The following is an 18975-nucleotide window of genomic DNA, read 5'->3' as shown; positions in this document are numbered from 1 at the left end:
CCCCGGAGCCAGAAGCTCCGGGGTTTTTTTCTGCCCGTCCCTGACGCAGAAACCTGGAAGTCAGAGCTTGCCGTTGCGCTGCTGGATCATCAGGAAGGTGTCGTAATTGTACTCGGCGATCTGCGCCCAGAGATAGTGCTCCTTGCGGAAGTCCTTGATCGAACCCCAGATCTTCTTGAAGGGCTCGTTGCTCGCTTCCATCTCGTCATAAACCTTGTTGGAGGCGTCGAAACAGGCCGACAGGATTTCCGGGCTGAACGGCCGCAACTGCGCGCCGCCAGCCACCAGCCGCTTCACCGCCGCCGGGTTCACATAATCGTATTTCTGCAGCATGTCGGCGTCGGCCGCCTGACAGGCAGTGCGCAGGAGCGACTTGTAGGCCGGCGACAGCTCCTCATACTTGCCCTTGTTGAACATGAAGTGGACCGTCGGGCCGCCTTCCCACCAGCCGGGATAGTAGTAGTAGGGCGCGACCTTCTGGAAGCCGAGCTTCTCGTCGTCATAGGGACCGACCCATTCGGCCGCGTCGATGGTGCCCTTTTCCAGCGCAGGATAGATGTCGCCGCCGGCAAGCTGCTGCGGCACCACGCCGAGCGTTTCCAGAACCTTGCCGGCAAAGCCGCCGACGCGGAACTTAAGGCCCTTGAGGTCATCGACCGAATTGATCTCCTTGCGGAACCAGCCGCCCATCTGCACGCCGGTATTGCCGCCCGGCAGGCCGAACAGACCCTGCGTCTCAAGGAACTCGTTGAACAGGTCGATGCCGCCGCCGTGATAGTGCCAGGCGTTCATGCCGCGCGCATTGAGCGAAAACGGCACCGCCGCGCCCAGCGCCCAGACCGGGTCCTTGCCCCAATAGTAATAGCCCACGGTGTGGCATGCCTCGACCGTGCCTGCCGCGGCAGCGTCCGCCGCCTGAAGGCCCGGCACCAGTTCGCCCGCGGCAAATGGCTGGATGGTGAAATTGCTGTCCGTCGCCTCCGAAAGAAACTTCGACAGGGTTTCGGCGCCGCCATAGATGGTGTCGAGCGATTTCGGGAATGACGAGGCCAGACGCCAGGTGACTTTCGGATTGGACTGGGCGATGGCCGGTGCCGCCAGCGTCGTGGCCGCCACGGCCCCGGCACTGGCCAGACCGGCCTTGCTGATGAATGAACGGCGATCCATGAAGTTCCTCCCTTTGGACCAGACTGCGCCGGATATGCTTGAAATAGCAGGTTTTGCGGCACAAATACGCGCAAAACAATACACGGCGATTGGTCCAAGTCCAGCGCCGAACCGGCTGCGGGGTTTCTCGCGGCAGTAGAAAAGCCGGGGCTTTCCGGCCGTCTAAAACTATAGTCTTAGACGTTTCCCGCCCATTGCCGCCCCGTTCGGAAACTCTATTGGAAAGCCGCCGGAATATCGCCTATTTTAGCGGCAAAGTGCCGTCTCGCCCTCAATGAAAGCAGTTACGCCAAATGCTTAAGCCGCTCGTCGCCATATCCACCGATGTCCGCCAGTTCGAGAACTACACCTGGCATGCAGCGCCTTCGCAATATCTCGAGGCCGCGATCGCCGGGGCGGCGGTGACGCCCGTACTGGTTCCGAGCTTCGGCGACCGGCTCGACCTCGACCGCCTGCTGGATTCGGTCGATGGCGTGATGATGACCGGGTCCAAGTCGAATGTGCATCCCTCGCTCTATGGCGAGGAGGCAACCGAGGCGAACGGTCCCTACGACATGGACCGCGACGCCACCACCCTGCCGCTGATCCGCAAGGCCATCGAGCGCGGCGTGCCGCTGCTGGCCATCTGCCGCGGCATCCAGGAGATGAACGTGGCGCTGGGCGGCTCGCTCGCCGCCGAGATCCAGGAGCGCGAAGGCGCGCTCGACCACCGCGCGCCCATCAGCGACAAACAGGACGAGCGCTTCGCCATCCGCCAGAAGATCGCGATCAAGCCCGGAAGCTGCCTGGCCGGCGTGTTCGGCGCAGGCGAAGTCATGGTCAATTCGGTCCACCGGCAGGCTGTGGAGCGGCTGGGCAACCGACTCCAGGTCGAGGCGGTGGCCGAGGATGGCACGGTGGAAGCCGTTTCGGTGAAGGATTCTCCTGCCTTCGCCGTGGGCGTGCAGTGGCATCCCGAATACTGGGTGAAATCGGACAGCGCGTCGGCGCGCGTCTTCAAGGCCTTCGGCGATGCCGTGCGTCTGCACGCCGCCGCCCGCGATGGTCTGCGCACGGCGGCGGAATAGAGCATGATCCCGAAAAGTTGCAGACTTTTCGGACAAGGTCATGCGCCAGGAACAAAAGCCTAGAGTGAGATGGCCCAGGCTGCCGCCCACCTTCTGCCCTGGGCTCTCCGGCCGGAAGGCCCGGCAACAACTTAGCCGGAAATATCGATGACGCCGCAATCGCCGGCGTCCGAGCCGAAGGCGATGCGCCGCTCTTCGCTGTCCCAGGCCATGGCGGTGACCGCGCCCTTGCCGGGACGGCGCAGCAGCACCTCCTTCTGGTCGGCGAAGCGGGCGGCAAGGATCATGCCGTCATTGTAGCCGATGGCGACGATCTCCTCGCTGGGATGGCAGGCCACGCAGGTGACGGCGGCGTTGCCGCGGGTGCCGAGTTCCAGCGGCGCCTTGCCCATCGGTCCATCCTTGCCCACGAAGGGCCAGACGATGGCCGCCGGCGCACCGGAGCTTGCCAGCCACTTGCCCCTGGCGCTCCATGACAGGCTCTTCACCTTCATCGGGTAGCCGCTCATGCGCATGTGCTTGGCGTCGACGAGCTTCCAGCCGTGCAGGGCGTTCTCCTGCATGGTGGTGACGAGGAAATTGCCATCCGGCGAGAAGGTGATGCCGGTATGGGCGCCGGCCCATTCCAGTTCCACCGGCTTGCCCTCGGTGGCCGGGAAATGCAGCGTCGCGCCATTGTAGCGGGCAACGCCGATGCGCATGCCCTTCGGCGCGAAGGCCAGCCCCTCGACCGAACGCGGATGGACGAACTCCTTCACCTTGCCATCGGAAAAGCGAACGGTTGCCGTTTTCCCGGTGGCATAGGCGATCGCGCCCTGCGGGCCGGCGGCGACGCTGGTGATCCACTTGCGGCCGATCTCGGCCAGCGTCTCGACCGCCTCGCCCGCGCCCAGCGCGCAAACCTTGCCGTCCTCGCCGCCGGTGATCAGCCGCGCGCGGGCGGCATCATAGGCGGTGGACAAGAGACCATCATGCAACTCGGTCCATTTGTGGCCATGGTCGAGTCGATGCACCACACCGTCGGCCAGCGCGAAATGCGGCACATCGCCGAGGAATGCGACGGCGACGCAATGGCCTTCAAGGTCTAGCGGGGCAACGGTGGGCATGGGCTGGCTCGGCTCTGTAATCTTAAAGTGAAACGTATCATTTCTTCGCGCCCCCCTCTGCCCTACCGGGCATCTCCCCCACAAGGGGGGAGAACAGCTTTCGTCACGACTTTCGCCAGTCTTCGACGTCGCCGAAAGAGTGCGGACGCGGCAACTGCCAATCTCCCCCCCTTGTGGCGGAGATGCCCGGTCGCATAGGGCACCAAGAACGAAATCGGTACCAATCACCCCGCCTGGCAGGCTTCGAAGCTTTTGCGCAGGCGCTCGGCGTCGAGCTGGCGGCCGATGAAGACGAGACGGCTTTCATGCTTCTCGTCGTCCTTCCAGGCACGCTGGTGATCGCCCTCGACGATCATGTGGACGCCCTGGATGACATAACGGTCGGGATCGTCCCTGAAGGCGATGATGCCCTTGAGGCGCAGAATGTTCGGCCCTTCGAGTTGCGTGACCTTCTCGATCCAGGGGAAGAACTTCCTCTGGTCCATTTCACCGGCGCGCAGCGAGACCGACTGCACCGTCACGTCATGGATCGGCGAGGCGTGGTCGTGGTGATCATGGTCATGATCGTGGTGATGGTGATGGTGATGGTGATGGTCGTGATCGCAATCCGGGCCGCAATCATGATCGTGGTCATGGTCGTGCGCTTCCAGGAAATGCGGGTCGTTCTCAAGCGCGCGCTTGAGATCGAAGGCGCCACGGTCGAGCACCGCCTCCAGCGCCACGCCGGCGCGGGTGGTGTGGTGAATGGCGGCGGCGGGATTGATGGCGCGAATGGTGGCCTCCACGTCGCGCAGTTCCTCGGGCGTCACCAGGTCGGTCTTGTTGAGCAGCACGACATCGGCGAAGGCGATCTGGTCCTCGGCCTCGCGGCTGTCCTTCAGGCGCAGCGGCAGGTGCTTGGCGTCCACCAGCGCCACCACCGCGTCGAGCTTGGTCTTGGCGCGAACGTCGTCGTCCATGAAGAAGGTCTGCGCCACCGGCACCGGGTCGGCGAGGCCTGTGGTTTCCACCACGATGGCGTCGAAACGGCCGGGACGGCGCATCAGGCCTTCCACGACGCGGATAAGGTCGCCGCGCACGGTGCAGCACACGCAGCCATTGTTCATTTCGTAGATTTCCTCGTCGGATTCCACGATCAGGTCGTTGTCGATGCCGATTTCGCCGAACTCGTTGACGATCACGGCATAGCGCTTGCCGTGGTTTTCGGAGAGAATGCGGTTAAGCAGCGTGGTCTTGCCCGAGCCCAGATAGCCGGTGAGCACCGTTACGGGAATTTGCGTCTGTGCGTCGCTCATGATGGTCCTCGATAGGATGGGTTGGGCTCCATATAGGACGGCGTGGCGGCTTTTGCACGTGCCAATCGGACGCGACCGGGGCAGCCAGAACGGCCCCGGATCGGCGGCAGGTCGATTTTTTCGAATGGACAAGGGGCAATCGCGACGTCATGGAATTGCTTTGTCATCTAACTGTTATCTGTGTCTGGCAATAGCAGCGAGAAAGACGGCCCCGCGCCGGCAAAGGACCGTGGCAGGAATGCCGGTTGCCAACGGGGCCCGCGGTTATATTCTGTGCCGGGAAGGTCCGGCGCGCCCGATGAGGTGAACAATGTCAAAGGCAGACAGAAGCGCGACCATGCACCGGCTGCATTCGGCGGCGAGACTCGCGCGCACGGCACTTGCGGCGCGGCTGCTGGAGTACGGCTTCTATGCCGGGCAGGACCAGATCATGCTGGCGCTGGATGAGCAGGACGGGCAGACCCCCGGACAGCTCGCCTCGCATCTCGGCGTGCGGCCGCCCACCGTCACCAAGACCATCAACCGCCTGCAGGCGCAGGGCTTTCTCGAAAAGCGCGCCTCCGAAACAGACGCCAGGCAGGCTCATATCTTCCTGACCGAGATGGGACGCGAAACCATCCGTGCCATCGAGAAATCGGTGCGCAAGACCGAAAAGCAGGCATTCCGCGGCTTCGACAAGAAAGAGCAGAAGCTGCTGGCCAAGCTTCTGGCGCGGGTGGAGGCCAATCTCAGCGCCGTCGCCGATGTGGAAGCCGATACGGTGGACGAGCCGGAACTGGAAGATCACGCCGAAGCAGCCGAATAGCATCTGGCTCAGCGGTTTGGGGCTTGCTTGCGCCAGCAGGCTCGCCCACAAGCAGGTAAATAATGCCAGCGAGCGAACCGCGACCGTGACCACCTCCGCCCAGACCAGCGAGCAGGCAACGCCGACTTCGGCGATCCTGCTCGTCTTCAGCGCCGGTTTCCTGTTCTCCTGCCTCGATTCCAGTGCCAAGTTTCTGGTACTGTCGGGGCTGCCGGCGCCGTTCGTGTCATGGGTGCGCTTTGCGGTCCATGTCGTTCTGGTTCTGGTGCTTTTCCGGAGCTGGGCCAATCCGGGCATGTTCCGGGTCACCAACCTGCCCATGCAGGTGCTGCGCGGCATTTTCCTGTTCGGCTCGACCATCTTCAATTTCGCGGCGCTGAAGACGCTGCAGCTTGCCGAAACCACCTCGATCTACTTCTTTGCGCCGATGCTGATCACCGCGCTTGCCGGGCCGCTGCTCGGCGAATGGGCCGGTTGGCGGCGCTGGCTGGCGATCCTTGCGGGATTCGTCGGCGTGCTGATCATCGCCCGCCCCGGTATCGTCGCCTTCCAGATCGGCCACCTCTATGCGGTAGGCTCCACGATCAGCTATTGCCTCTATGTCATCATGACCCGGCACATGAGCGCGTCCGAAACGCCCGAAAGCCTGATCTTCTATTCGGCGCTGGCGCCCGCGTTGCTGATGCTGCCTGTCGGCGTCTACACGGCCGCCATGCCGGCCTCCGCGCTGCACTGGGTCATCTTGCTGATGCTTGGCTTCTTCGGCGGCTTCGGCCACTGGCTGCTGATCAAGGCCTACAAGCAGGCGACGACCACCGCGCTCGCGCCCTACCCCTACCTGCAGATGGTCTGGATGATCGGCTTCGGCTATTTCATCTTCGGCCAGTTCCCGGACGGCTGGACGCTCGCGGGCGCTGGCATCATCGTGGCCAGCGGCCTTTACATCGTGCATCGCGAACACCGCCTGCGGCTGAAAAGCCGCAGCGTTCCGATGGCAACCGACGGCGAACTGGCAAAAAGGCTTTGATTGCCGTCAACCGATGGCCTATAGGCATTTAAACTGTTTAAATGTCTCATGCCATGCGCCCTGTGGGCCGGGAGGACGTGCTGGCTCAGAAGATCAAGCTTTCGACCATCGCCGATGCGCTCGGCGTTTCCACGGCAACTGTTTCGCTGGCGTTGCGCGACAGTCCGCTGGTTGCCGACGCCACCCGCGAACGCATCAAGGAACATGCGCGCGCCATCGGCTATATCTACAACCGGCGCGCCGCCTCGCTGCGCACCTCACGCTCGGGCATCGTCGGGGTGGTCGTCCATGACATCATGAACCCGTTCTTCGCCGAGATCCTGAAGTCGATCGAAAGCGAGCTCGACCGCAGCCGCCAGACCTTCATCCTTTCCAACCATTACGACGACCTCGAAAAGCAGCGCACCTTCATCGACACGCTGCTGCAGCTCGGCGCCGACGGCGTGATCATGTCACCGGCCATCGGCACGCCGGCGGCCGACATCATCATGGCGGAAGAAAACGGCCTGCCCGCCGTGCTGATCGCGCGCACGGTGGAAGGCGCCAACGTCCCGGTGTTCCGCGGCGACGACGCCTACGGCACCGGGCTTGCCACCAATCACCTGATCTCGCTCGGCCACAAGCGCATCGCCATGATCGGCGGCACCGACCAGACCTCGACCGGCCGCGACCGCTATCAAGGCTATGTCAGGGCGATGGAAGCAGCCGGCCTGCCGATCAATCCCGGCTGGCGCATCTCCGGCCCGCGCACCAAGCAGGCAGGCTTCGAGGCGGCCAGCCAGTTCCTGGCGCTGAAGGACAAGCCAACCGCCGCCGTCTGCTGGAACGACCTGGCGGCAATCGGCCTGATGAACGGCATTGCCCGTGCCGGCCTCGTTCCCGGCGTCGACATTTCCGTGACCGGCTATGACGATCTGGAGGAAGCGGCCATCGCGACACCGGCGCTGACGACTGTGTGGAACGGCCAGCGCGAGGTGGGGCGTCGCGCCGCAAGCGCGCTGCTCGACAAGCTGAACGGCCAGACGGTGCGCCCCTCGCAGGAACTCATCAGGCCGGAGCTGCACGTCCGGCAATCGACCGGAAAACCCGTGGAGCGTACATGAACGACGAAAAATCCCCCGTGACGATCCTCGTGCCGGGGTGGATGCACGAGCGATCCGTCCAGCGCATAGATGCGGCATTCCGCATGGTGCGCACCGAGCGCGTCGATCCGGCATTGCTGACGTCGGAAATGAAACGCGACGTGCGCGGTATAGCAGCCATGGGCTTTCGCGAGCCGGTGGACGCCGCTCTCATCGATGCCCTGCCCAATCTGGAGATCATCGCGTCCTTCGGCGTCGGCTACGATGCGGTGGATGCCCGCCATGCCGGCGGCAAGGGCATCGTCGTCACCAACACGCCCGACGTGCTGACCGAAGAGGTCGCCGACACGGCGGTCGGCCTGCTCATCAATACGGTACGCGAACTGCCGCGCGCGGAAGCCTATCTGCGCGCCGGCCGATGGGAGCGGGACGGCAACTATCCGCTGACGCCGATGACGCTGCGCGGGCGGCATGTCGGCATATACGGAATGGGCCGTATCGGCATGGCGATCGCGAAGCGGCTGGAGGCGTTCGGCCTGGCCATCGCCTATCACAACCGTCGTCCGGTCGAGAGGCTGGGCTATGCCTATCATGCCAGCCTGGAGGATATGGCGCGCGCGGTCGATACGCTGATCTGCGTGGTGCCGGGCGGCGCGGCTACGGAAAAAACCGTCAACGCGGCGATCTTCCGGGCGCTCGGGCCCGACGGCGTGTTCATCAATATCGGGCGCGGCAGCACCGTGGACGAAGAGGCGCTGGCTTCGGCGCTGCGCGACGGCACGATCCGGGCGGCCGGCCTCGATGTCTTCGCCAACGAGCCGCGTGTACCGCAGGCGCTCATCGACCTGCCCAACGCGGTGCTCCTTCCGCATGTCGCCTCGGCTTCGGTGCACACGCGCAACGCCATGGCCGATCTGGTGGTCGACAATCTGATTTCATGGTTTTCGGCGCGAAAACCGATGACTCCGGTGGCTGAAACTGCACATATTCTGGCAAAAACCACCTGAATTTCGATCAAAATCCGGAGGGATTTGCCTGTTTTGGGACACCCTCGGCAAACGCGTCATGCTCAGCCCAGCCCCGCCATTGCCTGAATGCGGGCGCAAGGCTACAACTTCTGCTCCACGACAATGGGCAGGATGTAATTGCTGAAGACATACGGGAACATGGCCGCCACGGAGGGCGGCGTCAGTCTTGCGCGGATTGCGAGCATCCGTGACGCCGAGGCAACCCGCTTCCGCGAGGCTCGGCCGAAATCCGAGGCTGCGTTCGGCAACGGCGTCGAAGGCTTCCTCGACGGCGTGCCGATGCACTGGATGAACGACTGGCCGACCCCGTTCCCCATCGTCGTCGAGAAAGCCAGGGACGCCACCATCACCGACATCGACGGCAACAAGCTGGCCGATTTCTGCCTCGGCGACACCGGCTCCATGTTCGGCCACTCGCCCGCGCCGGTCGCAAAGGCGATCCGCCGGCAGGCCCGGCGCGGCCTGACCTATATGCTGCCGAGCGAGGACGTGCTGTCGCTGGGCGAACTTCTTGTCGCCCGTTTCGGCCTGCCCTACTGGCAGATCGCCACCACCGCCTCCGACGCCAACCGCTTCGCGCTGCGCGTTGCGCGCGCCGTCACCGACCGGCCGAAGATTCTCGTCTTCAATGGCTGCTACCATGGCGCCGTGGACGAGACGATGGTGCGCCTCAGCGACGGCAAGCCGATCAACCGGCCGGGACTGGCCGGCGAGTTCCGCGACCTGACCCAAAACACGAAAATCGTCGAGTTCAACGACCTGCCGGCACTTGAGGCCGCGCTGGCCGATGGCGACGTCGCCTGCGTCATCACCGAGCCGGTGCTGACCAATTGCTGCATGGTGCTGCCCGAGCCCGGTTTCCATGAGGGCCTGCGCGCCATCACCCGTCGCCACGGCACGCTGCTTTTGATCGACGAGACGCACACCATCTCCACCGGCCCCGGCGGCTACACGCGCAAATACGATCTGGAGCCCGACCTCTTCGTGCTCGGCAAGCCGGTCGCCGGCGGCGTGCCGGCCAGCGTCTGGGGCATGAGCGCGGAACTGAGCCGCCGCTACGACGCCTACAATCTCAGGCGCGAGCCCGGCCATTCCGGCATGGGCACCACGCTCTCGGCCAATCCGCTGCAGTTCGCCGCCATGCGCGCGGTGCTGGAAGAGGTGATGACCGAGGAAAACTACGCGCATATGGAAAAACTGGCCGGCCGGCTGGCCAAAGGGCTGGAAGACTCCATCGCACGCCATGAGCTGGCCTGGCACGTACAGCGCGTTGGCGCCCGTGTCGAATTCATCTGCGCGCCCGGCCCGCTGAAGAACGGTGGCGACGCGGAGGGCGCCCATGCTTCCGGGCTGGAAGCGGCCATTCATGTCGCGCTGGTCAATCGCGGCGTGCTGATAGCGCCCTTCCACAACATGATGCTGATTTCGCCGGTGACGACGAAAAAGCAGGTCGACAAACTGATTGCCGCCTTCGGCGACATAGCCAAAGCTCTCGTGGCCTGACGATCGGGCATCCCGCCGCCGGCGTGCGCGCGATGCCAACGGCCTTCATTGCATTCGACCTCAAGTTTCGCTTTAAGAGTACAGTCCCATGACCTCCCCTACCGGCTCGACCGTCGAAGAAGCCAAGGCCTTTCTCGATGCGCATCCCGAAATCGAAGCCTTCGACATCGTGCTCACCGACCCCAACGGGGTCGGGCGCGGCAAGATCATCCGTCGTCATGAATTGATGGGGCTTTATGAAGGCGGCCGCCATCTGCCGATTTCCATTCTCGGCCTCGACATCACCGGCGAGGACGTACACGAAACCGGCCTGATCTGGGATTCCGGCGACGGCGACCTGCGCGCCTGGCCCATTCCCGGCACACTGAAGCCGCTCTACGGCACCAGCCCCGCGCGCGGGCAGGTGCTGATGTCGATGTTCCATCTCGACGGCGCGCCGATGACCTCGGACCCGCGCCTTGCGCTGGTGCGGCAGGTCGAGGCGCTGGCCGCCAGGGGCCTGCATCCGGCCGGCGCATTCGAGCTGGAGTTTTTCCTGCTTGCCAATGAACGCGACGCCGAAGGCCGCGTGCAGCCTGCCAACGCCGTGCTCGACGGCCGCAGAAGCGGCAAGACCGAGGTCTATTCGGTCGACCATCTGCACGGCATGGAGCCATTGTTCTCCGACATCTACGCCGCCGCGAAAGCGCAAGACATCCCGGCCGAGACAGTCATCTCCGAATATGCGCCGGGCCAGTATGAACTGACGCTGCACTACCGCAAGGATGTGCTGCAGGCGGCCGATGATCTCGTGATGCTCAAGCGCATCGTGCGCGCGCAGGCGCGCCGCCACGGCGTCACCGCCTGCTTCATGGCCAAGCCCATCGAGAAATATGCCGGCTCCGGCATGCATCTCCACGTCTCGCTACAGGACGATGCCGGCAGGAACGTCTTTACCGAAGCGAGCGAAGGCCAGTGGACGCCGGCGCTGCTGCACGCGCTGGGCGGGCTCGCCGGGACCATGGCCGAATCCATGCTGGTGTTTGCCCCGCACGCCAATTCCTGGCGGCGCTTCGTGTCGCAGTCCTATGCGCCGGTCGCGCCGACATGGGGTGTCAACAACCGTTCGGTGGCGTTGCGCGTGCCGGCCGGTGACATGAAGAACCGCCGCATCGAGCATCGCCCGTCCGGCGTCGACGCCAATCCCTACCTAGTGGCCGCGACCGTGCTGGCCGGCATTGCCAAGGGCCTCGATGAAAAGCTCGATCCGGGCCCGGAGACTACCGGCAACGGCTACGAGTCGGGGTCGGATACGCGCGGAAAAATGCCGTCCGACTGGCGCGGCGCCATCGAGGCTGCCAGGGAATCGGCCTTTCTCAAGCAGGCATTGGGCGAGGACCTGCACCGCACCTTCACGGCCATCAAGGAGGCCGAATATCTGCGCGTCGCCCGCACCGTGAACGAACTCGACTACCACCTCTACCTGCACGAGGTGTAGCGGGCTTACCGGAACCTGCCGGGTCTCTCGCCCATTGTCCTGCAGGAGACCCGCAGGAGGCGACGATGCCCATGCACCCCGCATCCCATCACCCTGTCATCCACACCCGACGCAACACGAGCCGGGAGGTGGATGACGGCCCGGCGAATTTTCCGACGCTCGAAGCCGCGCGCGAGGCAGCGCGCACATGCCGGCGCTGCCCGCTCTGGCACGACGCCACCCAGACCGTCTTCGGCGAGGGACCGGACCATGCCGCCGTGGTTTTCATCGGCGAGCAGCCGGGCGATCAGGAAGACCTTGTCGGCAAGCCCTTTGTCGGTCCGGCGGGGCGCGTTTTCGATGAAGTGCTCGACGAGGCCGAAATCGACCGCGCCAAGGTCTATGTCACCAATGCGGTGAAGCACTTCAAATTCGAGCCGCGCGGCAAGCGACGACTTCACAAGAAGCCCAATGCCGGGGAAATCCGGGCCTGCCGCGGCTGGCTGGAGACGGAACTGTCGCTGACCGCGCCGAAACTCGCGGTGGCGCTGGGCGCGACGGCCGCTCAGGCCCTGCTCGGCAAAGCGGTTGCGGTAACGAAGCTGCGCGGTCGGACGGTGGAGCGGGAAGACGGACTGCGTGTCTTCGTGACGGTCCACCCCTCCTTCATTCTTCGAATACCGGACGAGGCCGACAAGCAGGCCGAGCGCGCGCGGTTCCTGGCTGATCTGCAAGCGGTCAAAAGGCTGCTGGCATAGGGTCCGTTGGCCGATGCCGTTAAACCGGCAGGACCAGCGTGGCGACAAAACCCTGCGGCGTGCGGTTCGCCAGCCGCAATTCACCGCCGGCCTGTTCCACGGCCGTCCGGGCTATCGCAAGGCCAAGGCCGCTGCCGGTCGTGGATTTGTTGCGCCCCCGGAAGAATTTTTCGGTGAGGCGCGGCAGTTCGGTTTCCGTCACGCCCGGACCTTCATCCTCGACGGAGACCAGCACCGTACCGCCGTTTTGATGGATCCGGCAGCGCACGCGCGCACCCTCCGGCGAATGGTTGACGGCGTTTTCCAGAAGGTTGCGCAGTGCCGGCGAAATTCTATGCGTTTCCACCTCAAGACGCGGCTGCCCGCCAACGTGCTCCACTTCGATGGCGACATTCCGCGCGGCCGCAAGCGGCTTCATCTCGGCGACTGCCGTGCCGATAGCGACGGAAATATCTTCCCGCGCCGACCGCGCGGGGCCGTCTCCCGTTTCCAGCGAGGCCAGATCCAGAAGCTGCCTTGCCAGCCGCGCGGTGCGGTCCACGCCCGTCGCGATCTGGCGCAGCGCATTGGCCTGCACCGCGCCATCGCCGCTGGCAAGCGCGATCTGGGCCTGCGTCTTGAGGCCCGCCAGCGGCGTTTTCAGCTCGTGTGCGGCAAAGGCGGTAAAGTTGCGTTCGCGCTCGCGTGCTTCGTCAACACGCCTGAACAAGCCATTGAGAGCATTGACCGCAGGGGCCACCTCCGCCGGCATGCCGGCGCTCGGCAGCGGCCGCAGGTCGTTGGCGTCGCGCGACGACAGCGTTCCGGCCATTTCGCTGAGCGGGGCAAGCCCGCGCCTGACGCTCAGCCAGATCATGCCCGCCAGCACCGGCAGGACGATCGTCGCCGGCAGCAGCAATCCCTTGATGACATCGCCCACCAGCCGGTCGCGCACGTGGAGGCTGTCGCCGACCATCACCCGAACGCCCAGACGCGGATTCTCGACGGTGTAAACGCGCCAGGTCTCGCCGGCGATGGTCGCTTCGGAAAAGCCCTGCGTCGCATCGGTCAGCCGCGTGTCCGGCGCACCGGAGGACCGTCCGACCAGCTGGCCGTCGAGCGACCAGATCTGGCATGAGAGCTGCCGCTCATATGGCTGGCCCATATCGAAAATGGGCGCTGCCGTCTCGCCGTTTTCCCCCTCGGCCATGGCGAGCTCGATGCGGTGGTCGGTGAGGAGCGAATTGACCATGCGCGCGGCCTCGGTCAGCCGCGCATCCAGAACATGCTCCACCTGCGCCTGCGTGCTGAGATAGATCCACGCCGCCGCCAGCAGCCAGACGAGGCCGGTCGTGCCGATCAATATGGCGATGAGGCGACCGCGAATGGAGTTCATGCGCCCTCCTCGGCCAGCCGGTAGCCCATGCCGCGCACCGTCTTGATGAAGTCCGCGCCGAGTTTGGAACGCAGATGGTGCACATGCACCTCCACCGCATTGCTCTCCACTTCCTCCTGCCAGCCATAAAGCGCTTCCTCCAGCGCCGTCCTGGAGACCGTCGCCGCCGGGCGCTCCATGAGCGTGCGCAGCACGGCGAACTCGCGCCGGGTGAGCTTCAGCGCAGCCCCGTGATGCGATGAGGTAAGCTGCGCCGGGTCGAGCACCACGCCGCGCCATTCCAGCCGTGCCGTCGGGCGTCCGGCTCCCCGGCGCACGAGCGCGCGCAGCCGTGCAGCCAGTTCGTCCAGATCGAAAGGCTTGCCGACGTAATCGTCGGCGCCCGCATCCAGCCCGCGAATGCGGTCCGGCACCTGATCGCGCGCGGTGAGCAGCAGAACCGGTGTTGCGTTCCGCGCGCCACGCAGGGTTTCCAGCACGTCGAGCCCCGAACCGTCCGGCAGCATGAGGTCGAGCACCACGGCGTCATAGCGCTGCGCCGACAGGGCCGCGTGCGCATCCTCGCATGTCGAGACGGGATCGACCGTGAAGCCGGCCAGCCCCAGGCCGACCGTCAGGCCGTCCAGCAGCATCTCGTCGTCTTCCACCACCAGTATTCGCATATCCGCTTTCGATATTCCCGATTTCGTCTGGATGCGGCCCCTGCCTTAAGGCTGCCTTAAGGCAGGGGCTTCAACTCGGCACAATGCCTATCCGGCGCCCATACATCAGGCAACAGGAACGATAATGAGACCATTTCTTGCCGCTTCGGCAATTTTCACGCGCACCATCGCAGCGAAAGCGGCAAGACCTTCCCGGAAGAGCCGTGGGCTCGCGGCCACGCTGCTGCGCGTGCTCCTGGTGTCGCTGCCACCGCTCGCCATGGCCGCCTGCACCACCGCCGGCCCTGCGACGCAGGCCAAGGGGGAGGCTGTCCCGGCGGTCAGTTCCGACTATGCCAGCATGTACAGCGCCATCGACGACAGGGGCACCGTCATTCCCGCCCTCGACGTGTCGAAGATGAACAAGCGCAATCTGCGCCAGGTGGTGGACTACAAGACCGACCAGCCGGTGGGCACCATCGTCGTGGACCCGCATGCGCGCTTCCTCTATCTGGTGATGGAAGGCGGCAAGGCCATGCGCTACGGCGTGGGCGTCGCCAAGGCCGGGCTCGAATACCAGGGCGATGCCGACATTGCCCGCAAGGCCTCCTGGCCCAACTGGACGCCGACCCCGAACATGATCAGGCGCGACCCACAACGCTACCAGAAATGGGCCGGCGGCATGGAAGGCGGCATCCGCAACCCGCTCGGCGCGCGGGCGCTCTACCTCTACAAGAACGGGCAGGACACGCTTTACCGCATCCACGGCACCAATGAGCCCTGGTCGATCGGCAAGTCTGTCTCGTCGGGCTGCATCCGCCTGCTCAACCACGACATCATCGACCTGCACCGCCGTGTGCCCAAGGGCTCGCGCGTGGTGGTTCTCGACGCCGCGCAGTCAGGAAAAGGAGAAAAGATATGACGATCGACCGCCGCCGCCTGCTTGCCGGCTCCATCGCCGGAGCCGCGACACTGGCCCTCAACGGCGCGCCCGCATGGGCGCAGTCCTTCCCGACGGTCGAGGAAGTGCTGTTCGACCCGCAGATTCCCGCACTCGGAAACCCGAAAGGCGACGTGACGATTGCCGAATTCTTCGACTATCAGTGCCCCTATTGCAAAAAGGGCCACGCCGACCTCAAGAAAGTACTCGAGAAGGACGGCAATGTGCGCCTCGTGATGAAGGACTGGCCGATCTTCGGAGAGGTCTCGTTCCACGCCGCCAACATGGTGCTCGCCGCGCAGGAAACCGACCAGTACGAGAAGGCCATGGACGCGCTGATGGCGACGCCCGGACGCCTGCAGAAGAAGCAGATCGACGAGCTTCTCGCCCAGGCAGGCATCGACCTGGCCGCGCTGCAGAAGGGCTACAAGAAGATTCGCGTGCGCATCGACGGCATCCTCAACCGCAATATGGATCAGGCCAATGCTTTCGGCTTTGGCGGCACACCTTCCTTCATCGTCGGCACACGGATATTTCATGGCGTGATGGACGAAAAGGCGTTAACTCAGGCGATAGCGGACGCTCGCGCCGGATAGTCAGAATACACAAGCCCGTCGCCTCAAGGCGGCGGGCTTTCATTCGCTTCATTCAAATATAACGATAGCAAGTTCAAGCACATAGCCCGAAGCTTCCGGGCATCGCCTGATCATTTTTCGTTGAACGCTGGCATAATGCGAGCGTATTGACGCCGTTCCTGCGCCGGACCTACCCTCCCCACAAGTCCTCGCGTGCATGACCTGCACGACACCCAGCATCCGCAGCTCTACGCTCGATACAAGGCAGGGAGGAATCTCATGGCAAATCCCGTTACCCTGAACGTCAACGGCCAGGACCATTCGGTCGAGGCCGACCCCGACAGCATGTTGCTTTATGCGCTGCGGGACGATCTGGGTCTGCACGGACCCAAGTTCGGCTGCGGACTGTCGCAATGCGGCGCCTGCACCGTGCTCATGGACGGCGCAGCCACGCGCTCCTGCGTCACGCCCGTCTCGGCCGCCGCCGGCACCAAAATCGTCACGCTGGAAGGTCTCGGCACAATCGACAAGCCGCACCCGCTGCAACAGGCGTTCATCGACGAGCAGGCGGTGCAGTGCGGTTACTGCATCAACGGCATGATCATGACCGCCAAGGTTTTCCTGGACGACAATCCGCATCCGAGCCGCGACGAGATCAAGCAGGCGCTCAACGACAATCTGTGTCGCTGCGGAACGCATATGCGCATCGTGCGCGCCATCGAACGTGCAGCCAAGGGAGGTCAGGGATGAACACGCGACCTGAAAATCTGCATGAAACCGAACGGCTCACGGTCAGCCGGCGCAATTTCCTGAAGGGCTCCGCCGGGCTGGTCGTCGCCTTCAGTATCGTCGATCCGACCACGCTTCTGGCCGCCGCCGGCGAGGCGGAGGGCAAATCCGCGGGCTCGCCGAGTTCGTCGAAGCTCTATGCCTGGCTTGCCATCGATCCCGACAACACGGCGACGCTCTTCACCGGCAAGGTGGAGACGGGAACGGGCGTGGAAACCGCGCTGGCACAGATCGCCGCCGAGGAACTGGAGTTCCCCGTCGACAGGCTCGACGTGGTGATGGGCACAACCTCCAGGACGGTCGATCAGGGGCCGACCTATGGCAGCATGACCGTGCGCTATGCCGGCCCGCAAATTCGCCACGCCGCCGCTGCCGCCCGCAAGGCGTTGCTCGACATGGCAGCCGGGCATTTCAAGCTGCCGGCGCAACAACTCATCGCCAGGGACGGCAAGGTGGCCGTGATCGGCGCTCCGGACCAGAGCGTCACCTTCGGCGAACTCGTGGACGGCAAGCGGCTGGACATCGACATCGAGGCCACCGGCAAGGGGTTTGGCCTGAAGGTCGCGCCCGATGCGCCGGTCAAGGACCCGTCCACCTATTCGGTGGTCGGCCAGTCCCTGCGCCGCAAGGACATTCCCGGCAAAGTGACCGGCCAGTTCACCTACATCCAGGACGTGAAGGTGGACGGCATGCTGCATGGCCGCGTGGTGCGGCCCTATGGCGTCGGCGCCAGGCTGGAAAGCGTGGACGAAACCGGCCTCAAGGACATCCCCGGCTTCGTGCAGGTGGTGCGGCGCGAAAACTTCCTCGGCGTGGTGGCCGAGACGGAATGGGCGGCCATCAAGGCGGCCGAGAAGCTGGGCTCAACGCTCGACCCGCAAGGACCGCAGGCCGCGCAGGCCAAATGGGGCGACTGGAGCGATCTGCCCGAGCAGAAGGAAATCTGGGAGACGCTGCGCAAGACCGCCGGTGGCAACACCTCGATTTCGTCCAAAGGCTCGGTGGACATGGCACTGCCCTTCGCGGCGAGAACCATCAAGGCAACTTACGAGACCCCGTTCCAGATGCATGGCAGCATCGGCCCCTCCTGCGCGATTGCCGATGTGCGCGCCGACAGCGCCACGATTTGGGGCGGCACGCAGATGCCGCACGAAATACGCGGTAACATGGCGCAAATGCTCGGCATCGACGAAGACAGGATCGACCTCGTCTGGCACGAGGCTTCGGGCGCCTATGGCCGCAACGGGCTGGAGCATGTCATTCCCGATGCCGCGCTGATGTCGCAGGCGGTCGGGCGCCCCGTGCGCGTGCAGTGGATGCGCTGGGACGAGCATGGCTGGGAGCCGAAGGGGCCGCCCATCGTACAGGACCTGACCGGCGCGCTGGACGCCGACGGCAACGTGGTGGCCTGGCGTCACCATATGTGGGTGCCTACCACGGGCGACACGCGGCTGGTGGCGGTCGAACTCGCCGGCCTGCCCGAGATCGGCAGCGAGGGCCAGGGCGATGCCGCCATCACCTATGCCTACACCTTCGACAATGCCGATGTCGCCTGCCATGGCATGGGCCGTGTCGGCCTGCTGACGGCGTGGCTGCGCTCGCCCGCGCAGTTCGAAACCACCTATGCAATGGAAGCCTTCATCGATGAGCTGGCGGCCGAAGCCAAGCAGGATCCGCTGTCGTTCCGCCTGAAATATCTGGGCGACCAGCGCGCCGTCGAGGTATTGCGCGCGGCGGCGGAAGCCTATGGCTGGGAGCCCCGCCCCTCGCCCGCTCCGCAACAGGACGGCAAGCTCGCCAAGGGACGCGGCATCGCCTGGGTCAACCGCGACGACGCGCGCGTGGCGACCATCGCCGACGTGACCGTCGATCGCGAGAGCGGCGAGATCAGGGTCAAGCGCGTGGTGGTGGCGCATGACTGCGGCCTGGTGGTGAACCCCGACGGGTTGCGCAACCAGATCGAGGGCAATGTCATCCAGTCGCTCAGCCGCACGTTGCACGAAGAGGTGATGTTCGACCGCTCGCGCGTGACCAGTCTCGACTGGCAGGGCTATCCGATCCTGCGTTTCGAGGAGATTCCCGACCAGATCGACATCGTCTTCGTCAACAACCGGCCCGAATACCCGTCCTTTGGCGGCGGCGAACCTTCCACCTGCCCGACCGCGGCGGTCATCAGCAATGCCGTGTTCGACGCCATTGGCGTGAGGCTGCGGCGCACACCGTTCCGGCCGGAGCGGGTGAAGGCGGCAATGAGCCGGACGGGGTAAGGCGGCTTGGGAGCAGCGGGGGAGCGCGGCCGCACTGCGAGACGCTGATAATGTGCATCTTCCAGTGGGCTTATACCCCCACCCCTAACCCCTC

General features: G+C 64.7%; 17 protein-coding genes. 12 read left to right on the top strand and 5 right to left on the bottom strand.

Translation table 11 applies throughout. The features are described from left to right. Positions 1-60 precede the first annotated feature (60 nt). A complete protein-coding gene (locus C7441_RS01200) occupies positions 61-1167 on the bottom strand; it encodes a TRAP transporter substrate-binding protein (RefSeq protein WP_109611358.1) in 1107 nt (368 codons plus the stop codon). Between the two features lie 293 nt (positions 1168-1460). Here C7441_RS01200 and C7441_RS01195 point away from each other — a divergent pair, with 293 nt between their 5' ends. Next, positions 1461-2234, top strand: coding sequence for a gamma-glutamyl-gamma-aminobutyrate hydrolase family protein (locus C7441_RS01195; RefSeq protein WP_109611357.1), 774 nt, complete (start codon positions 1461-1463; stop codon positions 2232-2234). Between the two features lie 131 nt (positions 2235-2365). Here C7441_RS01195 and C7441_RS01190 read toward each other — a convergent pair whose 3' ends face one another. Next, the gene (locus C7441_RS01190; RefSeq protein WP_109611356.1) at positions 2366-3340 is read right to left on the bottom strand and encodes a WD40 repeat domain-containing protein; all 975 of its coding nucleotides are present in this window, start codon (positions 3338-3340) and stop codon (positions 2366-2368) included. Positions 3341-3564: 224 nt separating this feature from the next. Then, the gene (locus C7441_RS01185) at positions 3565-4635 is read right to left on the bottom strand and encodes a CobW family GTP-binding protein (RefSeq protein ID WP_109611355.1); all 1071 of its coding nucleotides are present in this window, start codon (positions 4633-4635) and stop codon (positions 3565-3567) included. A 310-nt stretch (positions 4636-4945) separates the two neighbouring features. On the opposite strand from C7441_RS01185, the gene C7441_RS01180 reads away from it, so the two are divergent. The 7 genes from C7441_RS01180 (at position 4946) to C7441_RS01150 (ending at position 12294) form a co-directional block, all read left to right on the top strand. Next, positions 4946-5440 (top strand): MarR family winged helix-turn-helix transcriptional regulator, encoded by a 495-nt coding sequence (locus C7441_RS01180; protein ID WP_109611354.1) that lies wholly within the window; start codon positions 4946-4948, stop codon positions 5438-5440. Between the two features lie 85 nt (positions 5441-5525). Then, the gene (locus tag C7441_RS01175) at positions 5526-6467 is read left to right on the top strand and encodes a DMT family transporter (protein WP_109611353.1); all 942 of its coding nucleotides are present in this window, start codon (positions 5526-5528) and stop codon (positions 6465-6467) included. 80 nt (positions 6468-6547) lie between these two features. After that, complete coding sequence (locus C7441_RS01170) at positions 6548-7570, top strand: LacI family DNA-binding transcriptional regulator (RefSeq protein WP_026060628.1); 1023 nt, start codon at positions 6548-6550, stop codon at positions 7568-7570. Continuing rightward, complete coding sequence (locus C7441_RS01165) at positions 7567-8556, top strand: 2-hydroxyacid dehydrogenase (protein ID WP_109611352.1); 990 nt, start codon at positions 7567-7569, stop codon at positions 8554-8556. The genes C7441_RS01170 and C7441_RS01165 overlap by 4 nt, the downstream gene beginning before the upstream one ends. A 159-nt stretch (positions 8557-8715) precedes the next feature. Then, positions 8716-10080: an aspartate aminotransferase family protein gene (locus tag C7441_RS01160; protein WP_109611351.1), complete on the top strand. Its 1365-nt coding sequence runs from the start codon at positions 8716-8718 to the stop codon at positions 10078-10080. A gap of 88 nt (positions 10081-10168) precedes the next feature. Beyond that, a complete protein-coding gene (locus C7441_RS01155; RefSeq protein ID WP_109611350.1) occupies positions 10169-11557 on the top strand; it encodes a glutamine synthetase family protein in 1389 nt (462 codons plus the stop codon). 71 nt (positions 11558-11628) lie between these two features. Further along, a complete protein-coding gene (locus tag C7441_RS01150; RefSeq protein ID WP_109611594.1) occupies positions 11629-12294 on the top strand; it encodes a UdgX family uracil-DNA binding protein in 666 nt (221 codons plus the stop codon). Between the two features lie 19 nt (positions 12295-12313). On the opposite strand, the gene C7441_RS01145 is transcribed toward C7441_RS01150, so the two are convergent. Both C7441_RS01145 and C7441_RS01140 read right to left on the bottom strand, forming a co-directional pair. After that, positions 12314-13669 carry an ATP-binding protein gene (locus tag C7441_RS01145; protein WP_109611349.1) on the bottom strand — a complete coding sequence of 452 codons (1356 nt, stop codon included), beginning with the start codon at positions 13667-13669 and terminating at the stop codon, positions 12314-12316. Then, a complete protein-coding gene (locus C7441_RS01140; RefSeq protein WP_109611348.1) occupies positions 13666-14331 on the bottom strand; it encodes a response regulator in 666 nt (221 codons plus the stop codon). The genes C7441_RS01145 and C7441_RS01140 overlap by 4 nt, the downstream gene beginning before the upstream one ends. 124 nt (positions 14332-14455) lie before the next feature. Between C7441_RS01140 and C7441_RS01135 the strand changes: the two genes are divergently transcribed. The 4 genes from C7441_RS01135 (at position 14456) to C7441_RS01120 (ending at position 18881) form a co-directional block, all read left to right on the top strand. Continuing rightward, positions 14456-15232, top strand: coding sequence for a L,D-transpeptidase (locus C7441_RS01135; protein WP_109611347.1), 777 nt, complete (start codon positions 14456-14458; stop codon positions 15230-15232). After that, complete coding sequence (locus C7441_RS01130; RefSeq protein WP_109611346.1) at positions 15229-15846, top strand: DsbA family protein; 618 nt, start codon at positions 15229-15231, stop codon at positions 15844-15846. Before C7441_RS01135 ends, C7441_RS01130 begins: the two co-directional genes overlap by 4 nt. Positions 15847-16104: 258 nt before the next feature. Further along, positions 16105-16575, top strand: coding sequence for a (2Fe-2S)-binding protein (locus tag C7441_RS01125; protein ID WP_109611345.1), 471 nt, complete (start codon positions 16105-16107; stop codon positions 16573-16575). Then, on the top strand, positions 16572-18881 hold the full coding sequence (locus C7441_RS01120) for a xanthine dehydrogenase family protein molybdopterin-binding subunit (protein WP_109611344.1): 2310 nt from the start codon (positions 16572-16574) through the stop codon (positions 18879-18881). Before C7441_RS01125 ends, C7441_RS01120 begins: the two co-directional genes overlap by 4 nt. The last annotated feature ends 94 nt before the right edge of the window (positions 18882-18975 follow it).

The sequence above is a fragment of the Pseudaminobacter salicylatoxidans genome (genome assembly GCF_003148475.1).
Lineage (GTDB): Bacteria > Pseudomonadota > Alphaproteobacteria > Rhizobiales > Rhizobiaceae > Pseudaminobacter > Pseudaminobacter salicylatoxidans.
Note: the sequence above shows the minus strand (reverse complement) of the source record. Positions and strands in the feature narration are given on the sequence as shown.

Excerpts from the sequence above, each read along its gene's own strand:
- C7441_RS01150 (WP_109611594.1), top strand. The coding sequence starts at position 11,629 with ATGCACCCCGCATCCCATCACCCTGTCATCCACACCCGACGCAACACG.
- C7441_RS01165 (WP_109611352.1), top strand. The coding sequence starts at position 7,567 with ATGAACGACGAAAAATCCCCCGTGACGATCCTCGTGCCGGGGTGGATG.
- C7441_RS01120 (WP_109611344.1), top strand. The coding sequence starts at position 16,572 with ATGAACACGCGACCTGAAAATCTGCATGAAACCGAACGGCTCACGGTC.
- C7441_RS01130 (WP_109611346.1), top strand. The coding sequence starts at position 15,229 with ATGACGATCGACCGCCGCCGCCTGCTTGCCGGCTCCATCGCCGGAGCC.
- C7441_RS01145 (WP_109611349.1), bottom strand. The coding sequence starts at position 13,669 with ATGAACTCCATTCGCGGTCGCCTCATCGCCATATTGATCGGCACGACC.
- C7441_RS01200 (WP_109611358.1), bottom strand. The coding sequence starts at position 1,167 with ATGGATCGCCGTTCATTCATCAGCAAGGCCGGTCTGGCCAGTGCCGGG.
- C7441_RS01155 (WP_109611350.1), top strand. The coding sequence starts at position 10,169 with ATGACCTCCCCTACCGGCTCGACCGTCGAAGAAGCCAAGGCCTTTCTC.
- C7441_RS01140 (WP_109611348.1), bottom strand. The coding sequence starts at position 14,331 with ATGCGAATACTGGTGGTGGAAGACGACGAGATGCTGCTGGACGGCCTG.
- C7441_RS01135 (WP_109611347.1), top strand. The coding sequence starts at position 14,456 with ATGAGACCATTTCTTGCCGCTTCGGCAATTTTCACGCGCACCATCGCA.
- C7441_RS01125 (WP_109611345.1), top strand. The coding sequence starts at position 16,105 with ATGGCAAATCCCGTTACCCTGAACGTCAACGGCCAGGACCATTCGGTC.
- C7441_RS01185 (WP_109611355.1), bottom strand. The coding sequence starts at position 4,635 with ATGAGCGACGCACAGACGCAAATTCCCGTAACGGTGCTCACCGGCTAT.
- C7441_RS01195 (WP_109611357.1), top strand. The coding sequence starts at position 1,461 with ATGCTTAAGCCGCTCGTCGCCATATCCACCGATGTCCGCCAGTTCGAG.
- C7441_RS01160 (WP_109611351.1), top strand. The coding sequence starts at position 8,716 with ATGGCCGCCACGGAGGGCGGCGTCAGTCTTGCGCGGATTGCGAGCATC.
- C7441_RS01190 (WP_109611356.1), bottom strand. The coding sequence starts at position 3,340 with ATGCCCACCGTTGCCCCGCTAGACCTTGAAGGCCATTGCGTCGCCGTC.
- C7441_RS01180 (WP_109611354.1), top strand. The coding sequence starts at position 4,946 with ATGTCAAAGGCAGACAGAAGCGCGACCATGCACCGGCTGCATTCGGCG.